The organism is Pararhizobium sp. IMCC3301 (assembly GCF_030758315.1).
In the GTDB taxonomy this organism is placed as follows: Bacteria; Pseudomonadota; Alphaproteobacteria; order Rhizobiales.
Genome location: NZ_CP132336.1, coordinates 3,566,727 through 3,587,420 on the forward strand (window position 1 = coordinate 3,566,727; position 20,694 = coordinate 3,587,420).

General features: G+C 55.5%; 17 protein-coding genes. 9 read left to right on the top strand and 8 right to left on the bottom strand.

The features are described from left to right. Window positions 1–60: 60 nt before the first annotated feature. From RAL88_RS17225 to RAL88_RS17240, 4 genes are read right to left on the bottom strand one after another with little or no spacing between them, the layout of a single operon-like run. On the bottom strand, window positions 61–987 hold the full coding sequence (locus tag RAL88_RS17225) for a DMT family transporter (protein WP_306265140.1): 927 nt from the start codon (window positions 985–987) through the stop codon (window positions 61–63). Between the two features lie 10 nt (window positions 988–997). Beyond that, a complete protein-coding gene (locus tag RAL88_RS17230) occupies window positions 998–1,531 on the bottom strand; it encodes a GNAT family N-acetyltransferase (RefSeq protein ID WP_306265141.1) in 534 nt (177 codons plus the stop codon). Then, window positions 1,528–2,178 (bottom strand): hypothetical protein, encoded by a 651-nt coding sequence (locus RAL88_RS17235; RefSeq protein WP_306265143.1) that lies wholly within the window; start codon window positions 2,176–2,178, stop codon window positions 1,528–1,530. The genes RAL88_RS17230 and RAL88_RS17235 overlap by 4 nt, the downstream gene beginning before the upstream one ends. Before the next feature lie 47 nt (window positions 2,179–2,225). Next, window positions 2,226–3,764 (bottom strand): sigma-54 dependent transcriptional regulator, encoded by a 1,539-nt coding sequence (locus RAL88_RS17240; RefSeq protein ID WP_306265144.1) that lies wholly within the window; start codon window positions 3,762–3,764, stop codon window positions 2,226–2,228. Window positions 3,765–3,997: 233 nt separating this feature from the next. Here RAL88_RS17240 and RAL88_RS17245 point away from each other — a divergent pair, with 233 nt between their 5' ends. Beyond that, window positions 3,998–5,305 (top strand): EAL domain-containing protein, encoded by a 1,308-nt coding sequence (locus tag RAL88_RS17245; RefSeq protein WP_306265145.1) that lies wholly within the window; start codon window positions 3,998–4,000, stop codon window positions 5,303–5,305. 64 nt (window positions 5,306–5,369) lie between these two features. On the opposite strand, the gene RAL88_RS17250 is transcribed toward RAL88_RS17245, so the two are convergent. The 3 genes from RAL88_RS17250 to RAL88_RS17260 form a co-directional block, all read right to left on the bottom strand. Continuing rightward, the gene (locus RAL88_RS17250; RefSeq protein ID WP_306265146.1) at window positions 5,370–6,719 is read right to left on the bottom strand and encodes a pitrilysin family protein; all 1,350 of its coding nucleotides are present in this window, start codon (window positions 6,717–6,719) and stop codon (window positions 5,370–5,372) included. Window positions 6,720–6,742: 23 nt separating this feature from the next. Beyond that, complete coding sequence (locus RAL88_RS17255) at window positions 6,743–8,122, bottom strand: pitrilysin family protein (RefSeq protein WP_306265147.1); 1,380 nt, start codon at window positions 8,120–8,122, stop codon at window positions 6,743–6,745. A gap of 165 nt (window positions 8,123–8,287) precedes the next feature. Beyond that, window positions 8,288–8,677 (bottom strand): response regulator, encoded by a 390-nt coding sequence (locus RAL88_RS17260; protein WP_306265149.1) that lies wholly within the window; start codon window positions 8,675–8,677, stop codon window positions 8,288–8,290. A gap of 253 nt (window positions 8,678–8,930) precedes the next feature. Here RAL88_RS17260 and RAL88_RS17265 point away from each other — a divergent pair, with 253 nt between their 5' ends. The 6 genes from RAL88_RS17265 (at window position 8,931) to RAL88_RS17290 (ending at window position 15,897) form a co-directional block, all read left to right on the top strand. Next, window positions 8,931–9,929, top strand: a complete 999-nt coding sequence (locus tag RAL88_RS17265) for a bifunctional riboflavin kinase/FAD synthetase (protein WP_306265150.1) — start codon at window positions 8,931–8,933, stop codon at window positions 9,927–9,929. 182 nt (window positions 9,930–10,111) lie between these two features. Then, window positions 10,112–10,954 (top strand): hypothetical protein, encoded by an 843-nt coding sequence (locus RAL88_RS17270; protein WP_306265151.1) that lies wholly within the window; start codon window positions 10,112–10,114, stop codon window positions 10,952–10,954. A 16-nt stretch (window positions 10,955–10,970) separates the two neighbouring features. Continuing rightward, window positions 10,971–12,191 carry a hypothetical protein gene (locus RAL88_RS17275; protein WP_306265152.1) on the top strand — a complete coding sequence of 407 codons (1,221 nt, stop codon included), beginning with the start codon at window positions 10,971–10,973 and terminating at the stop codon, window positions 12,189–12,191. Beyond that, window positions 12,172–13,431: a hypothetical protein gene (locus RAL88_RS17280; RefSeq protein ID WP_306265153.1), complete on the top strand. Its 1,260-nt coding sequence runs from the start codon at window positions 12,172–12,174 to the stop codon at window positions 13,429–13,431. Before RAL88_RS17275 ends, RAL88_RS17280 begins: the two co-directional genes overlap by 20 nt. Continuing rightward, window positions 13,428–14,471, top strand: coding sequence for an Ldh family oxidoreductase (locus RAL88_RS17285; RefSeq protein WP_306265154.1), 1,044 nt, complete (start codon window positions 13,428–13,430; stop codon window positions 14,469–14,471). The genes RAL88_RS17280 and RAL88_RS17285 overlap by 4 nt, the downstream gene beginning before the upstream one ends. 115 nt (window positions 14,472–14,586) lie before the next feature. After that, window positions 14,587–15,897 (top strand): oligosaccharide flippase family protein, encoded by a 1,311-nt coding sequence (locus RAL88_RS17290; protein WP_306265155.1) that lies wholly within the window; start codon window positions 14,587–14,589, stop codon window positions 15,895–15,897. A gap of 8 nt (window positions 15,898–15,905) precedes the next feature. Here RAL88_RS17290 and RAL88_RS17295 read toward each other — a convergent pair whose 3' ends face one another. After that, window positions 15,906–16,586 carry a hypothetical protein gene (locus tag RAL88_RS17295; RefSeq protein WP_306265156.1) on the bottom strand — a complete coding sequence of 227 codons (681 nt, stop codon included), beginning with the start codon at window positions 16,584–16,586 and terminating at the stop codon, window positions 15,906–15,908. Between the two features lie 448 nt (window positions 16,587–17,034). On the opposite strand from RAL88_RS17295, the gene ileS reads away from it, so the two are divergent. Both ileS and lspA read left to right on the top strand, forming a co-directional pair. Then, window positions 17,035–20,052, top strand: a complete 3,018-nt coding sequence (ileS, locus tag RAL88_RS17300) for an isoleucine--tRNA ligase (RefSeq protein ID WP_306265157.1) — start codon at window positions 17,035–17,037, stop codon at window positions 20,050–20,052. A gap of 6 nt (window positions 20,053–20,058) precedes the next feature. Further along, window positions 20,059–20,613 carry a signal peptidase II gene (lspA, locus tag RAL88_RS17305; protein WP_306265159.1) on the top strand — a complete coding sequence of 185 codons (555 nt, stop codon included), beginning with the start codon at window positions 20,059–20,061 and terminating at the stop codon, window positions 20,611–20,613. Window positions 20,614–20,694 lie beyond the last annotated feature (81 nt).

Consider the following 20,694-nt stretch of genomic DNA (forward strand, 5'->3'; position numbering starts at 1 on the left):
CAATTCGCAGCCAGAATTTTTAAGGCCTCGCCCGCTTCTATTATCCAATTCCAGCATGCTTCAGGTCGCACGTGGCGGTTTGCTGCGGCCCGCCACCAGACAGGCCAGCACAACCAGCACGGCACCTGCCAGAGTGTGCAATGAAGGAAGTTCCTGAAAAAACAGGAATCCGAAGATCACCGCCCAAATCAGATTGGTATATTCAATCGGGCCAAGCCGGGACGCGCTTTCCCGCTTTAAGGCCCAGACAATCATCAAATGTCCGGCGGTACCGAGGAACCCGATGCCGCTGAACATCAACAGGATCTGCAGATCAGGAACGACAAGGTTCATCTGTGGCAGCGGTAGAAATCCGAAGGGCAGAGCCAGAACAAGCGCAAAGCCTGATTGCAGCATCACCATTTCTTCCGGTTGGGTGTGGGCAGTGTGTTTGCGCGACAACACGATGGACAGAGCATAAAAGATACTCGCCAGCAGGGCGCTGGCCATTGGAATCAGCGCACCGGCGAGGGGCTGAAAAAGCGCGTCGCCAAAAATCACCAGCACGCCGCCAAAGCCGAACGCGATGGCCGCCAGCGCTGCAGCCGGTATAGGCTCGCCCAAAATCAATCTGGAAAACAGCACCATAAACAGCGGGGCAGAGAAGACGATTGTCACAGTGCGCGCCAGCGGAAGCTGTGACAGGGCGAAGAAGAAACAGCTCGCCGTCAGCACGACAAACACCGAACGCAGCAGACTGGTCGCCAGCACCTGCCGCGACAATAGCCGCGCCATCCTGTCTTTGAGGGACGTCCGGCGCGCCAGCAGCAGAAAATAGGCGGTGGCGAACAACCAGCCGAAGCCGTATCGCATGACGACAATCTGCCAGGTCTGCAAATCCGCCGATGCAGCCTTGATCCCGGCATCCAGCAATGACAGCGAAAAGATTGCAATCGTCATCGAGAAAAACGGCGCCAGATCATGTTTGCTGAGTGTGATGTCGGACACAGAGGACCTATCAGGATGAAGCTTGAATGTGGCTCACAAACAGATATTCCCAACTGTCCGCAGCATCTCCCAGATAACGAATAAGCGGCTGTTTTGCGAATCCTGATTTTTCATAGAACCGGTGGCCACTTGCAAAACGGGTATCGGTCCACAACCGCATTGTGGTCATGCCACGCGCGGCAGCCCACCCAACAGCCTCACCATAAAGCTGCTGTGCCAGACCAGTGCCCCGTGCCTCCCGGGCGACATACATCTTGAACAGCTCAAACACGCCTGCTTGCCGTGTCGGGATAATGGCAAGACAGCCGACAATGTGATCGTTGTCCGCCGGATCAGCAACGCTGTGTTCCGTCCGGCCTCTGGCGATCCAGATTTCCCCACCCACAGCATGATAATATTGCGACACGGCGGCAAGTTCGGAAAATTCACTTTCCACAAACGGGCAATCTTCATATTCACTGAAAACGGCGGCGATCAGCGTGGCAATGCCATCGCCGGCCGCATCACTCGCTGTTTCGATGCGAAATTGCGTCGCCGCTGTCACTGTGCGCTCGGTTTCGCTTCCGCGACCCCGTCGATGCTGAAGCCAAGCGCGAATTGCGTGGCCTGACCGGAGGCCAGATCCCGCAGCGTGAATGCGGCCTGATATTCACCGTCCAGCAAGGCCGGCGTTGTCACGATCATCTGGATTGTGAATTCGCTCAACCGCCCCGGAACGGCTTCATTGATCTGGGCAAAATCGGCCATAGACGCCAGCACCCGGCCGCTTGAGTGACGGATATCGACGTCAACCGCGAAGGAGACCTTCAGGTCCTCTTCACTGCCCTCATAGCCGAAACCGCCCAGCGTCGCCGTCACGGTCAGATCGCCACCGGATTTCAGGCTCATCGTCTGCACCGGGCGGTCTTCGACCACAATCGCCGCGTTGATGGTTTTCAGCTGTTGCAGGTCCCACAACGCATCAGCTGCCTGCTGCATCCGTTCCATAGCTGCTTGCATGTTGCCTTCACGTGCCAGCGCTTCTGCCTCGGCAGCCAGATCGCTCGGGCTCGCCGCTTGTCCCACGGACCCGTAACATATGGCAAAACTGGTGAGGGCGACCATCAGTGGCCGCAATTTGAAGGGTATGAACACGCCGTGAAACATTGAGGAAATCCAGAACAGTGCCGCAGATAAATCGCCGTCCGGCAAGTCTTTTGTTCTCCAAAAATCCGCCCGACACATGCAGCCAACACGGCCTATGCGGCAGATATATGGCTTCCGTCCTTGCTCATCCAGGACTGGCGTTTGCGGTAAATCGTCGACGGGCTGATCTCCAGCGCTGCCGCCGCGCGCGATATGTTGCCGCCATAGCGCATCAAAGCCGTTTCGATGATGGATTGTTCCTGTTGCCAGAACGGCCGGCAATCCGGACTTCCGGGCCTGGCGCCTGACGTCAAAATCATATCCGTGGCACCGTGTGACCTTGCTGCGCGAACAGCAAGATCCTCGGTCTCAACCGAACTGGACTTCAGCGAGGCAGGCAGCATACCGCTCTCGATAGCACTGCCGTCATTCATCACGATGGTATGGCGCACCACATTCTGCAACTCACGGACATTTCCCGGCCAGTGGTAATGCCGCAGACAGGCTTCGGCCTGGGCTGAGAATGTCTTGAAGGCGCGGCCTTCCTCACGGGCATATCGGCGCAGAAACCTGTTGGCCAGAAGCAGAATATCATCGTTGCGCTGGCGCAAGGGCGGCACGAAAATTGGCAGCACATGCAGCCGGTAGAACAGATCTTCGCGAAATCGCTTTTCCGCGACCGCTTTGTGCGGGTCGTGATGGGTGGCACATACTATTCTGACATCAACCTGGCGCAAGCGGATATCGCCGATCCGGCGCACCGCACCGGTTTGCAGAAACCTCAGCAGCTTTGCCTGCAGTGCCATGTCCATATCGCCGATTTCATCGAGAAACAATGTACCGCCATCGGCCTGTTCCGCAGCACCGGGATGGTCGGCGACAGCGCCAGTAAAGGCCCCTTTGCAATGTCCGAACAGCTCGCTCTCCATCAGGTCTTTCGGGATGGCGCTGCAATTGAGTGCGACAAAGGGCTTGTTCTTGCGGCCCGAGCGCGCGTGGAGCGCTTCGGCACAGACTTCCTTGCCGGTGCCGCTCTCTCCGGTGATGAACACGGCTGCTGCCGAGGGTGCGACACGCTCTATTTGCCGGTAGAGTTCTGACATGCAGCCTGACCGACCGAAAAAACCTTCAAAGGCGGGGACATCATTCTGCTCACTGCCGGTATCGGCCGTGATATCAATGGGTTTTTCAGCGGCGGCAATACGCAGCGCCTGGGATGGAATCGATGCGTGCGTCTGCCTGTAATCCTTGCGATAAGCGATGAACGCCTCACTGACGCGCTTTTGCAACGTGGATTTCCCGACCGGTTTGATCAGGAAATCCCAGGCGCCCGCCCGCATCGCATCGATTGCAGAAGACAATGCACCCTGTCCCGACAGGCTGATGAGCTTCGCATCCGGTGCGGCAGATTTAAGGGCTTTGACCCCCTCAATGCCACCGACACTCTCCATATCCGCCAGAAACAGGCAGGGCCTTGCCAGGTTGACCTGATTGAGGGCTGCCTCCAGATCGCAGACCGTGTCCAATTTGACAGTGCGCTTGAGATGCAGAGGCATATGGTCGCGGACAAGTGTTCCGATAACACGTTTTTGCCCGTCATCGCGCTCAATCAGCAGAATTGAATAGGGAGGTTCCTGCGCGGTTTGCTGCATATAATGCGTTCCAGGCCTGTGCTGAACCGATGGGCAATTTCCGCTGCACCGGTACAAACCGGCAGGGCTGCAATCCATCAGTGCTGAAGATTACGTCTCATTTTTCGCGCAACAGGGTAAATAAACCGTTGCCAGCGGAAATTTGTATGAATGAATTGTGGGTTTGCCTTTCAATTGCCGGAATTGTCGACAAGTCGGCTTGGCAAAAACGGCGATAGCATTATGGTCGGTATATGGATCGAATCATCGCCACATTGATTTTCTGTTTTATGCTGGCAACCGCGTTAGCCGTCGCGGTTGGCGCCAGAGAAATATTTGACCTTCCAATCATCCCGACCGTCCTGGTTGGCGGAGTTCTTTTACTGGTCTTCTCGCTGATGCACGGGCTGTCGGTACAGCGCCGCTATCATATTCGCCTGGAGACAGACATTGCCGATCTGGCAGATGAAGTTTCAGATGCGCACAAGAACTGGACGACCTGGAATTCGCGGCTCAAAGTGTGCGAGGAGCGCGTCGATCTTCTGGCCGAGGGGCTTGGTACTGCGTCGGATTATCAGGCACGCACCGATATCGCCGAATTGAGCGCGCTTATTCGTGACGTGGTCGATGCGATGGGGGATGTCGACATACGTCTTCAGAACCACGGCCGGCTTCTGACATCCTTGCCGAGCCAGCGCCAGGCAGAGGTGCCCGCTGCTAAACCGGCCCCCGATCCGGATCAATCTGCTGTGGATGCGATTGAAGACCGCAATGTCAACGCCACCAGGCTGTCCTCATTGCGGCGTGCGCTCAACGGCAATGCTGTGGCGTTCGATTATGAACCCGTGGTGCGGTTGCCGCGCCGCCAGATCTGGGCCAGCTTTACCCGGGCATCCGTTCAGGTGCCGGGCGAACGTGACCAGAAATCGTTGCGTCAACTGGCCGCTGACAACGGTTTGCTGCCATGCATCGACCTTCTGACCCTGTCGCAGGCGGGCAAAGGCTCGCCGGTCACACTGGCGAATGGCGAAAAGGCTCCGGTGATTTGCCAGCTGAATCTGGAAAGTCTGCTTCCCAATGCATTTTCTGACGCCTTTGAAGAAGCACTTGAAACCCAGCGTGACAATGCCAGCAATATCATCCTCGAATTTCCAGACCGCGCCATCACCGGCAAGCTGGCCGCCAATGCGCGCGACAGTGAAAGCACAGCTTTGCGCGCCAAGCTGCGGCGCTATGCCCGATGGGGTTATACTTATGCCCTGCACAAAAATACCAGAATTGGCCTTGCCGCGGATTACGGCATGTTTGCCGAATTGGGCTTTCGCTATATCCGCATTTCGGCAAAACCACTGATCGCAGCCCTGAACGCAATCGAAAAGGGCGAGAAGCCGCAAGTCGATCTGCACCCGGTCGATCTGGCGGGTCTGGTGTCACGCTATGGTCTGGAACTGATTATCGGTGACCTGGAAAACGAGGCGATGGTCCTGGAAGCCCTGGAACTCAACTCCGCGTTTGCCATGGGCTTCGCCTTTTCAGTCAGCCCTGCACGCCAGGCATCCTGAACACGTATTTTTCTTTCCAGCCTGTCCTCGCTGACATGGCTTCTCTCCTGCTGGTATGGCGGGATCAGCCCTTGATGTCTTCGGACGACTGCACGACTGGCGGCTGACCTACCATAATGGTGAGGAGCGGATTGGAAAAAATGCGCTTTGCGACACGCTTGGCGTCTTCCTGGCTCACCGATTCAATCATCTCATTGCGCACATTGATGTAATTGATATCTCTGCCCTGAATCTGAAGGCCGACCAGTTGCGTGGCAATCTTGTCCGAAGTGTCAAATCGCAATGCATAAGCGCCTTTCAGATAGTCCTTGGCAGAGCGCAATTCCGCCTTGCTCGGACCTTCCTCAGCCATTCGCTCCAACTCGGCGATAATGACATCCTTCACTTCCGCTGCGCGGTCGCTGCGCGTGCCGACACCGACAAAGAAGAATCCCTGCTCGTCAAATGCGGAAAGATAACTGAACACGGAATAGGCAAGGCCCCGCTTTTCGCGAACTTCCCTGTAGAGCCGTGAGGTGAAGCTGCCGCCACCCAGAATGTGATTCACCACATAGGCAGTGATGAAATCCGGGTCTTCAACCAGAATGCTGTTTCCACCCATTCGAATGGTGGTTTGTGGCTTGTCCAGTGGAATGAAAAGCGTGTCGCCGGCAATGGAGGCCGGCGCGGCGACTTTCGGCAGGACTTCTCCCTGCGGCAAAGCGCCGAAAGTGGCGTCAAGGAATTTGCTCGCTGTGGCGGCGTCAATATCTCCGACCACGGCCAGCTTGAGACCATTTTGCTTGAAAATCCCACCGTGAATCTGGCGCAGGTCATCACCAGTGATCCGGCCCAGCGATTCAATGGTTCCAGAATCCGGCGCACCATAGGGATGGCCGGCGAAAGCTGTGGCAAACCAGGTTTTGGCTGCAATACTGTCAGCGTCGGTGAGATCGCCGCGCAGCCGTGCCTGCAGCCGGGAGACCATCCGCTGTACCGGTTCTTCATCGAAACGCGGTTGCGACAAGGCCAGCCCCAGAAGATCAAACGCCACCGCCTGATTGGCCGACAGGGTCCGCATCACGCCGGAAAACCGTTCGGCGCGGGAATTGAATGACAGCCGCACCGCGGTTTCTTCAAGACGGGCCTGAAAGGCCTGACTGTCCAGATCGCCGGCACCTTCGTCAAGCGTTGCCGATAGCAAGTCAGCCAGGCCCTGCTTGTCCGCAGGATCCAGCACTGAACCACCGGTGAAAGAGAAGCTCACTGTAATCAGTGGCACGGTCTCATCTTCAACCAGCCAGTAGTTGAGCCCCTTCGGTGTGGTGATGTCCTGGACGGTGACGGCCATTGAGGGCCGGATCAGAAAACTCGCTGCCAGAAGCGTCAATGCGCAAATCAGCAGGGTTTTGACGAAGAATGTGCGTTTAAACATGGTCAGATCCACTCAATCAGGGGTCAGGATGGGTTTTCAGCATCGGCGGACCGAAGATAACCGGTCATTGACTGCGCACCATTCAGATAGCGTTGAGCAGCATTCTGAATATCATCTGTGGTCAACGACTGCAGGTGCTCAGGCCAGCTCTGGATGTCTTCAAGCGAAAGCCCGGTCATCATACCAACACCGATGATGCGGGCCAGGGAAGCCTGATTGTCCTGGGCATAAACCGTATCGGCAATCATGCGGTTGCGCGCCAGGTCGAGTTCGGCCTGGGTAACACCTTCGCTCTTGATAGCGTCGGCAACAGCCTGAACTTTCTCGATCAGGTCTTCAAGATCTTCTGCACCTTTCGGCACCGCATAGAATGAAAACCGGCCGCTATCGAGTTGCGTGCCCTGATACCAGCTGCCTGCAGCGGTGGCGGGCCCGTCATTCAGCACCAGCTCTGTGTAGAGCCGGCTGGTCGAACCGCCGCCGAGAATTTCCGCGAGCAGATCCAGCGCATAGGCCTCTTTTCCCTCGGCCGTACTATAGGACGGGGCCAGGAACGAACGCCGCACCGAGGGTTGTTTCACCTGTTCATGACTTAGCGTGACAGTCAGAGCGGTCTCCACCGGAGGCTCGATAGGACGCAGACGCGGCAGCGCCTCGCCATTGCGCGGAACCGTTCCGTAGGTTGCCTGCGCCAGTTCATAAACGTCGGCAGGCACCACGTCGCCGGCAACAATCAAAATCGCGTTTTCCGGCGTGTAAAACTTCTTGTAGAAATTCAGAGCATCCATCCGGTTCAGCTGCCGGATTTCATGTTCCCAGCCAATCACGGGAAAGCGATAGGGATGATTTTTATAGAACGAGGCATCCATGGCTTCACTCAGCCGCGCCGAGGGATCATTGCCAGTGCGCGAACTGCGCTCTTCCAGCACCACATCGCGCTCTGGCAGCACAACTTCGTCGGTCAGCACCAGATTGCGCATCCGGTCGGCTTCAAGCGCCATCATTTCAGCCAGATGGGTCGGTGCAACCCGCTGAAAATAGCCGGTGTAGTCACTGGAGGTAAATGCGTTCTCCTGGCCGCCTATTTCGGCAATCCGATCAGAGAAAGCTCCGTCCGGATTGGCTTTTGTTCCCTTGAACAACAGGTGTTCGAGAAAATGCGCAATACCACTTTTACCCGGTGTTTCATCCGCGGAGCCCACCTTGTACCACAGCATATGCGTCACCACCGGTGCCCGGTTGTCGGGAATGACGACAATCTGCAAGCCGTTATCAAGCATCTTCGATTGGGCGTTTGGCGCAATGCGGAATGATTGTGCCTGTGCGCCGGGACCGCTGAAAGGAACAAGCAGGGCTGCGAGAACTGTCACTGCACAAAGTCTGGAATTTAGCCAAAGGGTCATAAGTATCGCTCTTGTCGGTTGCACCGCTGTGGTGTCCGGATCTGCATCCGGTCAAGAGTGAGACATAAAGCAGGCAGCATCTGCGGGCCACTTAACTTTATGTAAGCCAGCGGCCACCGGGTGGGTCACCACCTGCGCAGGACAGCTTCATTTTACGTCGAGATTTCAGGCAGCGTCCCCGAAAATACTCTCGATCTTGCCCTTCAAAGTCTGCGCATTGAACGGTTTGACGATATAATTGTTCACACCGGCTTTCTTGGCAGCAATCACGTTTTCGGTTTTTGATTCTGCGGTCACCATGATGAAGGGAATTTTTGACAGCCGTTCATTGCTGCGCACTTTGGTCAGCAATTCATATCCGGTCATCGGCTCCATGTTCCAGTCAGAGATGATGAGGCCGTATTTTCGGTTTTCTATTTTCTTAAAGGCTTCCGTACCGTTTGCCGCATCATCAATGTCCTGAAACCCAAGTTGCTTCAGCAGATTGCGGATGATTCTCACCATCGTGGGGTAATCATCGACAACGAGTACAGGCATGGAATGGTCTAGCGCCATCTTGATCTCTTTGGGTTGGCCAGAATTTCAACCTGTAAAATAGACACCTAAGTTAAAACAATGGTTAAGGTGCCCCGGCGTGCGTCAGGGGTGACCGCCATCGACGGTTCCCAATGCGCTGTGCTTGCCGGTAACTCCGGCAAACGTGCCTTGACGGGAAATCGCCCGCGCTGCAGTGTGCGCCGCGTTTGCAATTGGAGTTCTCTGTTTGCAGATCGCATCTACACAGGACCTGCAATTCCGGAACGCCTCTATGCTATTGCCCGATTCTGACACTGATTTTCGCCTGCTGGACGGCGGCACGACGATTCCTCCTGAATTGAAAGGTGCAATTGTCGTTATCGGCAATTTTGACGGTGTACATGCCGGGCACCGGGTCATTCTGCAACACGCAATGGATCTTGCTGCAGGTGCAGTTCCGGTTCTGGCCCTGACATTCGAGCCGCATCCAAGAACCGTATTTAATCCGTCAGACCCGGTATTCCGTCTCAGCCCAAAGCTGGAAAAAGCCTCATTGCTGCGCGCTTGCGGACTGCGCGGTGTGCTGAACTGGGATTTTTCGCGCGAATTTGCCGGTTTGAGCGCCCAGACCTTTGTCGAGGACATTCTGGTCGGACATCTGGCAGCCTCGCATGTTGTCGTCGGCTATGATTTTCATTTCGGCAAGAGCCGTGAAGGCAGTCCGGCCTTCTTGTTTGCCGCCGGACAATCGGCCGGATTTGGCGTCACTGTCGTTCCCCAGGTCAATCTGCCGGACGGTCTGGCGGTGTCTTCCAGCGCCATCCGTACTCATTTGATGAATGCCGATATCCGGTCTGCCAATAATGAACTGGGCTATCACTGGTTTGTCCAGGCAGACGTGATTCATGGCGAAAAGCGCGGACGCGAACTCGGTTACCCCACTGCCAATATGAAATTATCGCCCCATTGCAGACTGGCGCTGGGCATCTATGCGGTCAGCGTGCGCCGCCACAACGGCACGCTCCACCACAGCGTTGCAAGTTACGGGCGGCGCCCGCAATTCGACAATGGCGCAGCGCTTCTGGAAACCCATCTGTTTGATTTTTCAGACGATCTGTATGGTGAGACCTTGATGGTCACCTTTCATGAATTCCTGCGTGGCGAAGCCCGGTTTGACGGGGTCGATGCGCTTGTCGCGCAAATGGACAGGGACAGTGCCGCCGCCCGCAGGATTCTGCAAGCCGCCTTGCCACTGTCGCCACTGGATGCCCGCCTGTCGTTTCAACCCTGATTTTGCCATCGCGCAACTGCTGCCTTCAGCGCTTTTACGAACTGCAGGATCAGGCTCTGGCGATCCGGTAGAACCACAGTTAACAAAACCTGCACTAAATCAACAAAAATTGCGCTGAATTATGTAAACCGAAATAAACGGAAACATTGTCATAGTCGCATCCCAACCGAGGGACGAGAATTATGAGCAATAAACCTGACACTGCAGGCCAACTGGATTGGCGCAAATTCCGCAACCCCAATAATGTACGAGCATTCCGGGAAAGCGACAGAAACCCTGATATGGCGCCCATGCGGGCAGAGCCCGTGGCAGAGGGCGCTAATCTGCGGCCTGCTTCCTCGGAAATACGTGGAGGTCCGGGATTTCGCGTCAACACCCAATTTGAATCCGTGTCAAAACGGCAGATTGAGCAATTATCCGAGTTCGAAACGCCTGAAATTTCGGATGCGCTGAACAGAATGTTCACCATGGACCCGGCAATTCGAAATGTGGTGAACGAACAGTCACTGTATGGACCGGCCATTACCGTCAAGGTTTACCCCGGCGATAATCTTATGGTGCACAAGGCGCTGGATATTGCCAGGCCGGGTGATGTGATCGTGGTCGATACCAGTGGCCTGCCGCGTAATGCCTGTGTCGGGGATATGATCGGCAACAAGGCAAAACACATTGGCGTCGCCGGGTTTGTCATTGATGGCCTGGTCAGAGATATTTCCGGGCTGCGCGAAATCGGACTTCCGGTCTATGCCACCGGTATCACCGCATTTGGTCCCTTGCACAGAGGTCCGGGAGAACTTTGCCACGCCATTTCCTGTGGCGGCATTGTTGTCACTGCCGGTGACGCGATTTGCGCCGATGCCAGCGGCATCGTCGTGGTCAACAAGAATTTCGTCGGGGAAACCATCAGCCATCTCCGGAACCAGCGCAAGAGCCTGGAAGAATACACCGCGAATGTCAAAAAGGGTAAATTCTCAAATGAGTGGGTCGACAAGCAGCTGAGCCTTGATGGCTGTCTGTACGAATAGCTCAGGGCACCGCGCCATGTCACCTCATGCAATTCAAAACCACAAAGCCCGGCTCTGGTCCCTCTGGTACCGGGTGCAATTCTTTACCGATGTTCGATCCATCATGAGGATTCTGAAATATCGCAAACTGCGCGAGACCTATTATCGACAGTTCTGGACCGAGGCGGCGGCGAATTTCGAAGCCCAAATCGACACCCAAAGTGGCGGTCTGACGCAAATCAGCAAAGCCGGTTGGACGACCTTCGTCAGGCAGCACCAGATGATGTTTGACAGTCCCCTGATGCTCGACATCATGGGAGACAAGGCGCTGACCTATCAGCTCTTGCACAAACTGCAGGCACCTGTTGTGCCACATCTGCTGTTTTCAATGAGCGAACTGGATGATGCCCGGCGGTTTCTGCAGCGCCACCGCGAAATTGTTGTGAAACCGGCAAGCGGGACCGGCGGCGGCAGAGGTGTGACGACTGGTATTTTCACTGACCGGCAGCTCAGGTCTGCTGCCCGGCTTGCGGCCCGTTCGGGTCGCAAACTGATCGTTGAAAAGCAGGTTGAAGGCGAGTCGTACCGACTGCTGTTCATCAATGGCAGGTTTATCGATGCCATCAGACGCGATCCGCCCTGTGTAATCGGCGACGGCAGATCCACCATCCGGCAACTGATCAAAGCGGAGAATGCCCGGCGCGAAAACGAAACCCCGATACGGGCCTTAAGTCCGCTGGTCATCGACCGCGACATGCTGAACTTTATGAAATCCAGCCATCGGACCCTGTCTGATATTCCGGCCGCGAATGCGCTGGTTCAGGTCAAACGGGCAACCAATGAAAACAATAAGCATGGAAATCTGAATGTGACGGACTTGGTCAGTCAGGTGATTGTATCGAAAAGCGCTGAACTGGTGCAAAAGCTCGGTGTGCAATTTGCTGGCGTTGATCTGATCTGCCGGGATATTGGCGGATCGTTCTCATCGGACAATTGTTATGTCGGGGAGATCAATACGACGCCTGGGCTTCACCATCACTATCTCATAGCCAATCCGGCAGAGGGCAATCAGGTTGCTGAAATTGCATTGCAATATCTGTTTGCAAACAATATCGGCATTGTGAATTCCGGCTCGGGCCGTGGCAGCAACTTGTTTTCTGCTATGTCTGTTGGGCAGAACGAAGCATTCGCCGGAACACTGCCGCAGAACGCCATACAATCCATTCCCAAGAAAGCCCATGCTAATGCGCTACGCTGATCTGCAGGCATCGCTTTCAGGCTTTGATCTGACTGAAATGGACGTTTCTACCCCTGTGCTCATCCTTGGAGGTAAGGAAAATGCTCTGTCGCTGGTACGCCGCTTCGGCGCTGCCGGTATTGCAACCAGAGTGTCCGGCCCGGCGGATTGCTGGGGTATGCACTCGCATTACTGTCGCGAAAAATTTCCCGTTCCGCGCGGGATTTCCAGCGCTCAATACTGGCACGATCTCCTGCTGTCGGGAAAAGATGCCGGTTTGCATGCCGGGTTGCATGCCGAGTTGCATGGAAGTCTGCTGATTGCCTGCAGCGATGAAGCAATCGATTTTCTCGCCCGCAACCGTACGGAGCTTGAAAGCCTGTATCAGTTCGACCATGGCGACCCGGACATGCAATTATCACTGCTGGACAAACGCGATACGCTGAAACTGGCGCAATCAGCCGGGGTGGCGACACCGCAATACTGGACCGTCAATAATGAGGAAGATCTGGCGGCGCTGCGACAGTCGGTCGAGTTTCCGGTGATGGTCAAGCCGATCATCTCGCACGAATTCATCAGCATCTTCGGGCTCAAGCTGTTCATCATTGACAGTGAATTTGATGAATTGGCGGAAAAAGTACGATTGGCCTGGGCTAATAACGTCGAAGTCATGGTCATCGAGATGATTCCGGGGCCGGACTCCCAACTCAGCAGCTACTACACCTATATCGGTGCCGATCATCAGCCGTCCTTCGACTACACAAAAAGCGTTATCCGCAGATTTCCGGTAAATCGCGGCCTGGGCTGTTATCATAAAAGCGAATGGCTGCCGGAAACCGCCGAAGCGGGAAGCAAGTTTTTCCAGGGCATCGGCTTTACCGGTTTCGGCAACATCGAATTCAAACGCGATCCGCGCGACCAAATACTGAAAGTCATCGAGTCGAACGCCCGCTTCACATCGGCTCAGGAACTGATTATCCGGGCCGGCGCACCGATTGATTTCATTTACTACTGCAAGGCGACCGGACAGAAGGCGCCTGGCTTTGAGACATATGATCAGGATCTGACGTTGTGGTACGGCTTGCGGGATTTCCTGGCATTTGTGGAAATGCGCAGGGCGGGGTCAATTTCAACCGGGCAATGGTTGCGCAGCCTGTTTCCGTTCAAACATGTATCGCCGCTGCACAATATGTCTGATCCCTTTCCCAGCCTTGCCGCCCTGACGACGCGCATTGAAAAGACAGTGACGGGTTTGCTGTGAGCGCGGATTTGATCAGCGCTGCCGATCTGCAGGCCTATCTTCTCAGACTGTTCGATGCTGTTGCCATCAACGATGCGCAAGCCCGCTCGGTGGTAAACAACATGGTCTGGAGCGAATTGGTCGGGCGTGCCAATTTTGGCGTCATTCGCATCCCGGTTCATTTGCAGCGCCTCCAGCACGGAGTGTTGAATGCGGTGTGTCATCCGCAATTTACCAGATCGGGCACCGGGTCGGGCCTGCTGGATGGTGACAACGGCTTTGGCTATTACGCTGGTGAATTGGCCATGAAACATGCCATTCAACTGGCTCGCGACAACGGCATTGGAATTGTTGGCGTCAGAAACAGCAATTTCTTCGGCACGGGAGCCTATTTCGCTAATCAGGCCGCAGAGAGCGGCATGATCTCTCTGGTGACAAGCAATTCCTTCCCCAAGGTGGCCGCCCATGGCGGCTTGTCAGCCGTATTGGGGACAAATCCGTTTGCTTTTGGCGCGCCGCGCGCAAATGGCGATCATCTGCTGGTCGATTTCGCAACATCATCGCTGGCCGGGTCCACCGTGCGCGCCTATCTTGCCGAAAAAAAACAACTGCCCGAAGGTCTGGCCATCATGCCCGATGGCACGCCGGCGCGTGATCCGGCGCTTATCGGCGAGGCCACATTGCTGCCTTTTGGCGGCGCAAAAGGCTACGGGCTGTCTTTGATGGTGGAGATACTGTCCGGCATCCTCACAGGCGCGGGGTTTTCGCATCAGGTTAAATCCACCTACTCCAACTTTGCCGAAAAAAGTGACAGCGGCCACTGCATGATCGCCATTGATATCGAGAAATTCATGCCGCTGGCAGACTTCTTGTCCCGGTTTGAGGCCCTGATCGCGCTGTTGAAGGCCTCCAATCCTGTGGATGAGGTCCTGCTGCCCGGTGAAATCCGCTGGGCCAATTTCCGCAGGAACAGTGAACGCGGCCTGGAAATACCGCAGCCGGTGAGGGCAGACCTCACCGCCCTGTCGGCCAATTTCCAGGTTCCGGTGCCATGGAAGTAGAGCCCGTCATGTCTGGGCAGAACCTCTTGATAATCCGCCTCGCACCGACGCCGCTGACCGGCCTTCGCTTCGGACCTCCTTATGCGGCATTTCAACCTGAAAACGCTCTGAGCCGATGATTGAAAAGCTGGTCAAATTTCTGTCCTCCCTGTTTGCCACGTCATTCCTGCTGACGCTGGCACGGCTGGCAGGGGCGGGCACTGGAATAATCCTGCAGATTCTGATCGCCCGCTATTATGGCGCGGGAGTGCTCGGCACCTATTATCTGGCGCTCAGCCTCGCGGGCATCCTCTCAATATTCATGTCGATGGGATATCCATGGATCTTGGCACCGATTGTTGCCGCCAGCGAGATGGAAAAACCGGCCACGGTCCTTTCAGATTTCCTCAAGCTTGTACGCAAAGATGCTCTGCTCCTGTCGGTGGTGTTCGCAGTTCCCGCAGCGCTGCTGATCTGGCTTTATCCGGGCGCAGCCCTCGACCAACGCTTGGCGCTGCTGATTGGCGTTGCAACGGCCCCGGTCTATACCGCCATGCGCGTCTGCGGCAGCCTCGCCAATGCCATGAAGTTTTTCCGGCTGGCGAATTTGCCTGAACTGCTGGTGCGGCCCGTTCTGACACTGGTTTTTGTCGCCGCGGCCATCGCACTGGCGGTGCAGCTCAACGCAGTTTCGATTGTCGCCATCAACTTCTTCATAGCGCTGGCCCTGACGATCTGGATGGCATTTTTTCTGTCAAGAAATGCCGGGCTTGGCTTTGCGGCGCGCTCCGATGGCGGCCAATTATCAGCCCGTGAAACATCGAAGTTGAGACGGCTCGCTGTGCCGATGATTTTCTCGACCCTGTTCGTCAATATGTTTGCCGATGTGGATATATTGATGATCGGATTGATCTTGCCGGCCGGGGAGGCCGGCATTTTCGGCGTTGCCATGAAAATCGCAGCCCTGCTGGTTTTCGCCGTCCAGATAACCCATCAGATTTTATTGCGTGACGCTTCGAACGCCCATCTTGCTGCCGACCGCCAACAAATGCATCAGATCATGCGAAAGGCAAACCTGTTTACAATTGGCTCCAGCGTGGCATCGTTTGTACTGATGGTTTTGTTCGGCAGATTTCTGCTCGGCCTTTTTGGCACAGAATTTCAGGCAGCGTATTTTGCTCTGCTCGGATTGATCCTGGCGCAGATCATTCGCGCAGCCGCAGGTCCGGCCATTCAGATATTGATGATTACAGAAAATCAGCGGACCGGAATCCCGGTCTATATCTGCAGTGGTATCGTGCTGTTGCTCAGCAATCTGCTTCTTGTGCCGACATACAAATATGAGGGCGCGGCAGCCGCTGTTATCATCACCACACTGTTCTGGTCGCTGTGGCTCAATCATCTGGTCAGGCGGAAAACCGGCTATCAGGTGTCGGTTTTCCGCTAACGCAGATGTCAGGCGACGGCCATGGAAGTGGCAGCCGGGGTGTAGATGTTTTCACCCAGCGGATCATCGCCCTTGTCGTTTATCTTGATGTAGAGAACAGATGTTCCGGCCGCTTTGACCCGTTCATGAAATATCGATGAGCCGTTAAACAGGATCAGATCTCCGACAGACTCATTCAGCAACACTGCCTCGTTGGCGACATAGGCCTGCTGTGAATTGATGTTATCGGACTCGCTGATAAACATGGCTTTGTCGTTCGGATTCTCGGACTGATCGAGCGTTGGAAAGACCGCAACAGTCGAACCTTTGGAAAGTGCAATCGGGAGCCCGATCGAAATTTGTGACGCGCATCTGTCCTTGTGCGGTGATGGCCAGGGATTGGCTTTTTCATCGTAGACCTTCAGATGGCGCTCGGAGATTGTGATCTTGTCCTCATCCATGGACGTCAGACAGGCAATTCCTTTTCGGAACTCAAGAGCTGTTTCGTCAGACGAGAACCCAAACACGAATTGCCGTTTCTTGCCCTTCACTTGTACCGATTTGTTTTCTTCAGCCGCCAGTGACATGGCCTTTTCGTTAAAGTCCTTGAGCTCGGCAACGAATGTGTCACTCAGCACATCTTTCAGGTGGACATAGCCATTTGTATGGAGTTCCGCTTTGAACGGGGTCAGATCATATTTGAAACACATCGGGATCGTTCCTGAAATTGAGCAAAGGCAGTTTTACCAATTTACATAGGCTACGAGGCACCCGGCAAGCAGCATTTAAGTCTTTGGTTAAGCAGAATGTTTAATGCCGCAAGCGCTGCTGCCTGTCGCGGGAACTGCAACTGCTTCCGCTGCGAAGATTCAAATACCGGCGGCCGGTATTTTCAATACGCAGGGCTAAAATTGACGGCATTGGCAGCAAAAGCTTTATTCGGAGACAAAGCGCTGTTAAAAGCCCCAGCATATGGCAACCGGCACGGGTTCGATGATCCACATATCCAGACGAACAATACGAATTACAGGCCCGGCCTCCCTTTGAGGCGCGGGCAGGTATGCGCGCGGGGAGCCGGGTTCCGAAAAACACTGCAGCGAAGAGCAGGCACCGGTCCGGAGCCAGCTCTGACGATTTCTCCTGATTTTAGAGTTGATAATGGCTGACAATCCCAACGCGCCATCGCGCGATTATTCCAAAACCCTGTTTTTGCCGAAGACAGATTTCCCGATGCGGGCCGGACTGCCCAAGAAGGAACCGCAAATTCTCGCTTTCTGGGACCGCGCCTCATTGCAGGACAGAATTCTCGGCAAGACCACGAATGCGCCGCAGCAGGCCGGTGCAACGCCCGGCCAGCGGCCTAAATTTGTGCTGCATGACGGCCCGCCCTATGCCAATGGCAATCTGCATATCGGCCATGCCCTCAACAAGGTTCTGAAAGACATCATCTGCCGCTCAAAACAGATGCAGGGATTTCATGCGCCCTATGTTCCAGGTTGGGATTGCCACGGTCTGCCGATCGAATGGAAAATCGAGGAACAATACCGCGCAAAGGGCAAGGACAAGGACGAGGTTCCGATCAACGAATTTCGCAAGGAGTGCCGTGACTTCGCCGACTACTGGATCGGTGAGCAATCCGCCGAGTTTCTGCGGCTGGGTGTTCAGGGCGATTTCAAGAACCCTTACAAGACGATGGATTTTCATTCCGAGGCGCGCATTGCCGGTGAATTGATGAAATTTGCCACCACCGGTCAGCTTTACCGTGGTTCCAAACCGGTGATGTGGTCGGTGGTCGAGCGCACCGCGCTGGCCGAGGCCGAGGTTGAATATCACGTCTATGAAAGTGATACGGTCTGGGTCAAGTTTCCCGTTGTCAAAGGACCTGAAGCTCTGCTTGGAGCTTCGGTCGTAATCTGGACCACGACGCCCTGGACGATGCCCGGCAACCGCTGTGTGTGTTATTCGGACAGCGTTGCCTACGGGCTTTATGAAGTCGTGGAAGCAGAGCAGGATTTCGGCCCGCAGCCGGGTGAAAAATATATCTTCGCCGACGCGCTGGCAGCAGAAAGCGCGGCCAAGGCAAAGGTCACATTGTCGCGTCTGGACGCTGTCTCTGCCGACGATTTGAAAGGCATCATCCTGCACCATCCGTTGCGCGGGCTCGGGGTCGATGGATATCAGTTCCTGGTGCCGATGCTGCAGGGCGATCACGTCACCGCAGAGGCAGGCACCGGCTTTGTCCATACCGCGCCCGGTCATGGCCGCGATGACTTTGAGAACTGGGTGGCGAAACGCCGCGAAGTCGCGGCGCTTGGCATTGATACCGCGATTCCCTTCACCGTCGATGATGCCGGATTTTTCACCGCCGATGCACCGGGGTTCGGCCCCGATGCTGAGGGCGGTGCTGCCCGTATCATCGATGACAAGGGCAAGAAAGGCGACGCCAATCAGCGCGTTATCACTGCCCTGATCGGCCAGAACAATCTGTTCGCGCGGGGCCGCCTGAAGCATGATTATCCACATTCATGGCGCTCCAAAAAGCCGGTGATCTTCCGCAACACACCGCAATGGTTTGTCTACATGGATGAGGACATAGAAGGGCAGGCGGGCGATACTTTGCGCGCCCGCGCTCTGGCCGCCATTGATGCCACAAGGTTTTATCCGCAAGCTGGACAGAAGCGGTTGCGGGCGATGATTGAAAACCGTCCCGACTGGGTTTTATCGCGCCAGCGCGCCTGGGGTGTTCCCATCGCGGTGTTCGTTGATGAGGAGGGAAATCTGCTGAATGATGATGCGGTCAACCAGCGCATCCTCGATGCGTTTGAAGCCGAAGGTGCGGATGCCTGGTTTGAAGAGGGTGCCAAAGAACGCTTTCTCGGCAATGATCACGATCCGGCCAAGTGGCAGCCGGTTAGCGATATTCTCGATGTCTGGTTCGACAGCGGCTCGACCCATTCCTATGTGCTGGAAGACCGTCCGGAATTGAAATGGCCTGCCGATCTCTATTTGGAAGGCTCCGATCAGCATCGGGGATGGTTCCATTCATCGCTGCTGGAAAGCTGCGGCACGCGCGGCCGCGCACCTTATGAAGCAGTGCTGACCCATGGCTTCACGATGGACCAGGACGGCCGCAAAATGTCCAAATCTCTTGGCAACACGGTGGTGCCGCAGGACATCATCAAGCAGTACGGTGCCGATATTCTGCGCCTCTGGGTGGCGTCGGTCGACTATTCCGAAGATCAGCGGCTCGGACCTGAAATTATCAAGACCAATGTGGAAGCCTACCGCAAGCTGCGCAACACCATCCGCTGGATGCTCGGGGCGCTCAGTCATTTTGACCCGCAGACAGACCGCATCGAGCCGTCTGCGATGCCGGAGCTGGAGCGCTATATGCTGCATCAGTTGCGCAATCTGGAGCAGACCGTCAATGACGGCTATGACGCCTATGATTTCAAAAAAGTGTTCAGCGCCTTGTCGCGTTTCATGAATCTAGATTTGTCCGCGTTTTATTTCGATGTGCGCAAGGACACGCTGTATTGCGACCCGATGTCCAGTGCCACCCGCAAGGCGGCGCTTACGGTGATCGATCAGATTTTTGACAATCTGGTGCGCTGGCTTGCGCCGATCATCCCCTTTACTTGTGAAGAATCCTGGCTTTACCGCCAGAACCGGCTGGACGTGCTGGAAGATGACCGGGAGGAGCTGGATACCATACCGCCTTCAGTGCATCTGCAGGATTTCAATCCCCTGCCGCAAGCCTGGCAGGATGATGAACTGGCCGAAAAATGGCGTCGAATTCGCGCGGTTCGGATGGTTGTCACCGGCGCGCTTGAAATCGAGCGCCGCGAAAAACGCATTGGCTCTTCGCTGGAAGCCGCACCGCGCGTCTATCTGGACGATGAGGCATATCAGGGCGTTGCGCAGCAGTCCGATTTTGCCGATATCTGCATCACCAGCGGAATTGACATGGAACCGGGCCCCGGTCCCGCTGCTGCCTTCCGACTTGGCGAAGTGCCCGGCGTTGCAGTGGAATTTGCCCGCGCCGAGGGGCAGAAATGTGCCCGGTCGTGGAAATTCTCCACCCGGATTGGCGAGGATGCGGATTATCCCGATGTCACGCCGCGCGACGCACAGGCCTTGCGTGAACTGGCTGATGCCGGCCTTCTGGAGCAATAGTCAGCTTTGGAACAACAGATAGATGTGGAGCGCCAGCCAATGACTGCCGGACAGAAATGGCCCCTTTGGAGCTCCAGCGCAGCCTTCATGCTGCGCTGGTCACTTGTGCTACTGGTGTTGGATCAGGCAACCAAATTGTGGATCCTGTACGGGCTTCAATTGCAGGAAGGCGAGCGGATTGCAGTCACGCCATTTTTTGACCTGCTGCTGGTCTGGAATCGGGGTATCAGTTACGGCCTGTTGCAGCAACAAAGTGACATTGGCCGCTGGTTGCTGGTTATTGTCGGCATTGTTGCCTGCATTGCGCTTTGGATCTGGGCAAACCGGGTTGAGACGCGCAGCTTCGTGCTGGGCGCCACGCTTGTCATCGGCGGGGGAATTGGCAACACAATCGACCGCGTCGTCTATGGTGCGGTGGCGGATTTTGTTTCGCTGCACGCTTTTGATTTTTATTGGTATATCTTCAACATTGCTGACGTCGCAATCGTTGCAGGTTTCGTCGTGCTCCTGTATGAGATGATCTGGCCGGGGCAGCCTGCTCACAAACAGGATATGTCTTAATTGCGCCATCTTGGTTGCACAAAAGCAGCGGAGAGTTGAAGTTTATTTAAGGATTTCTGTAGAATACAGGAGTTCAAAATT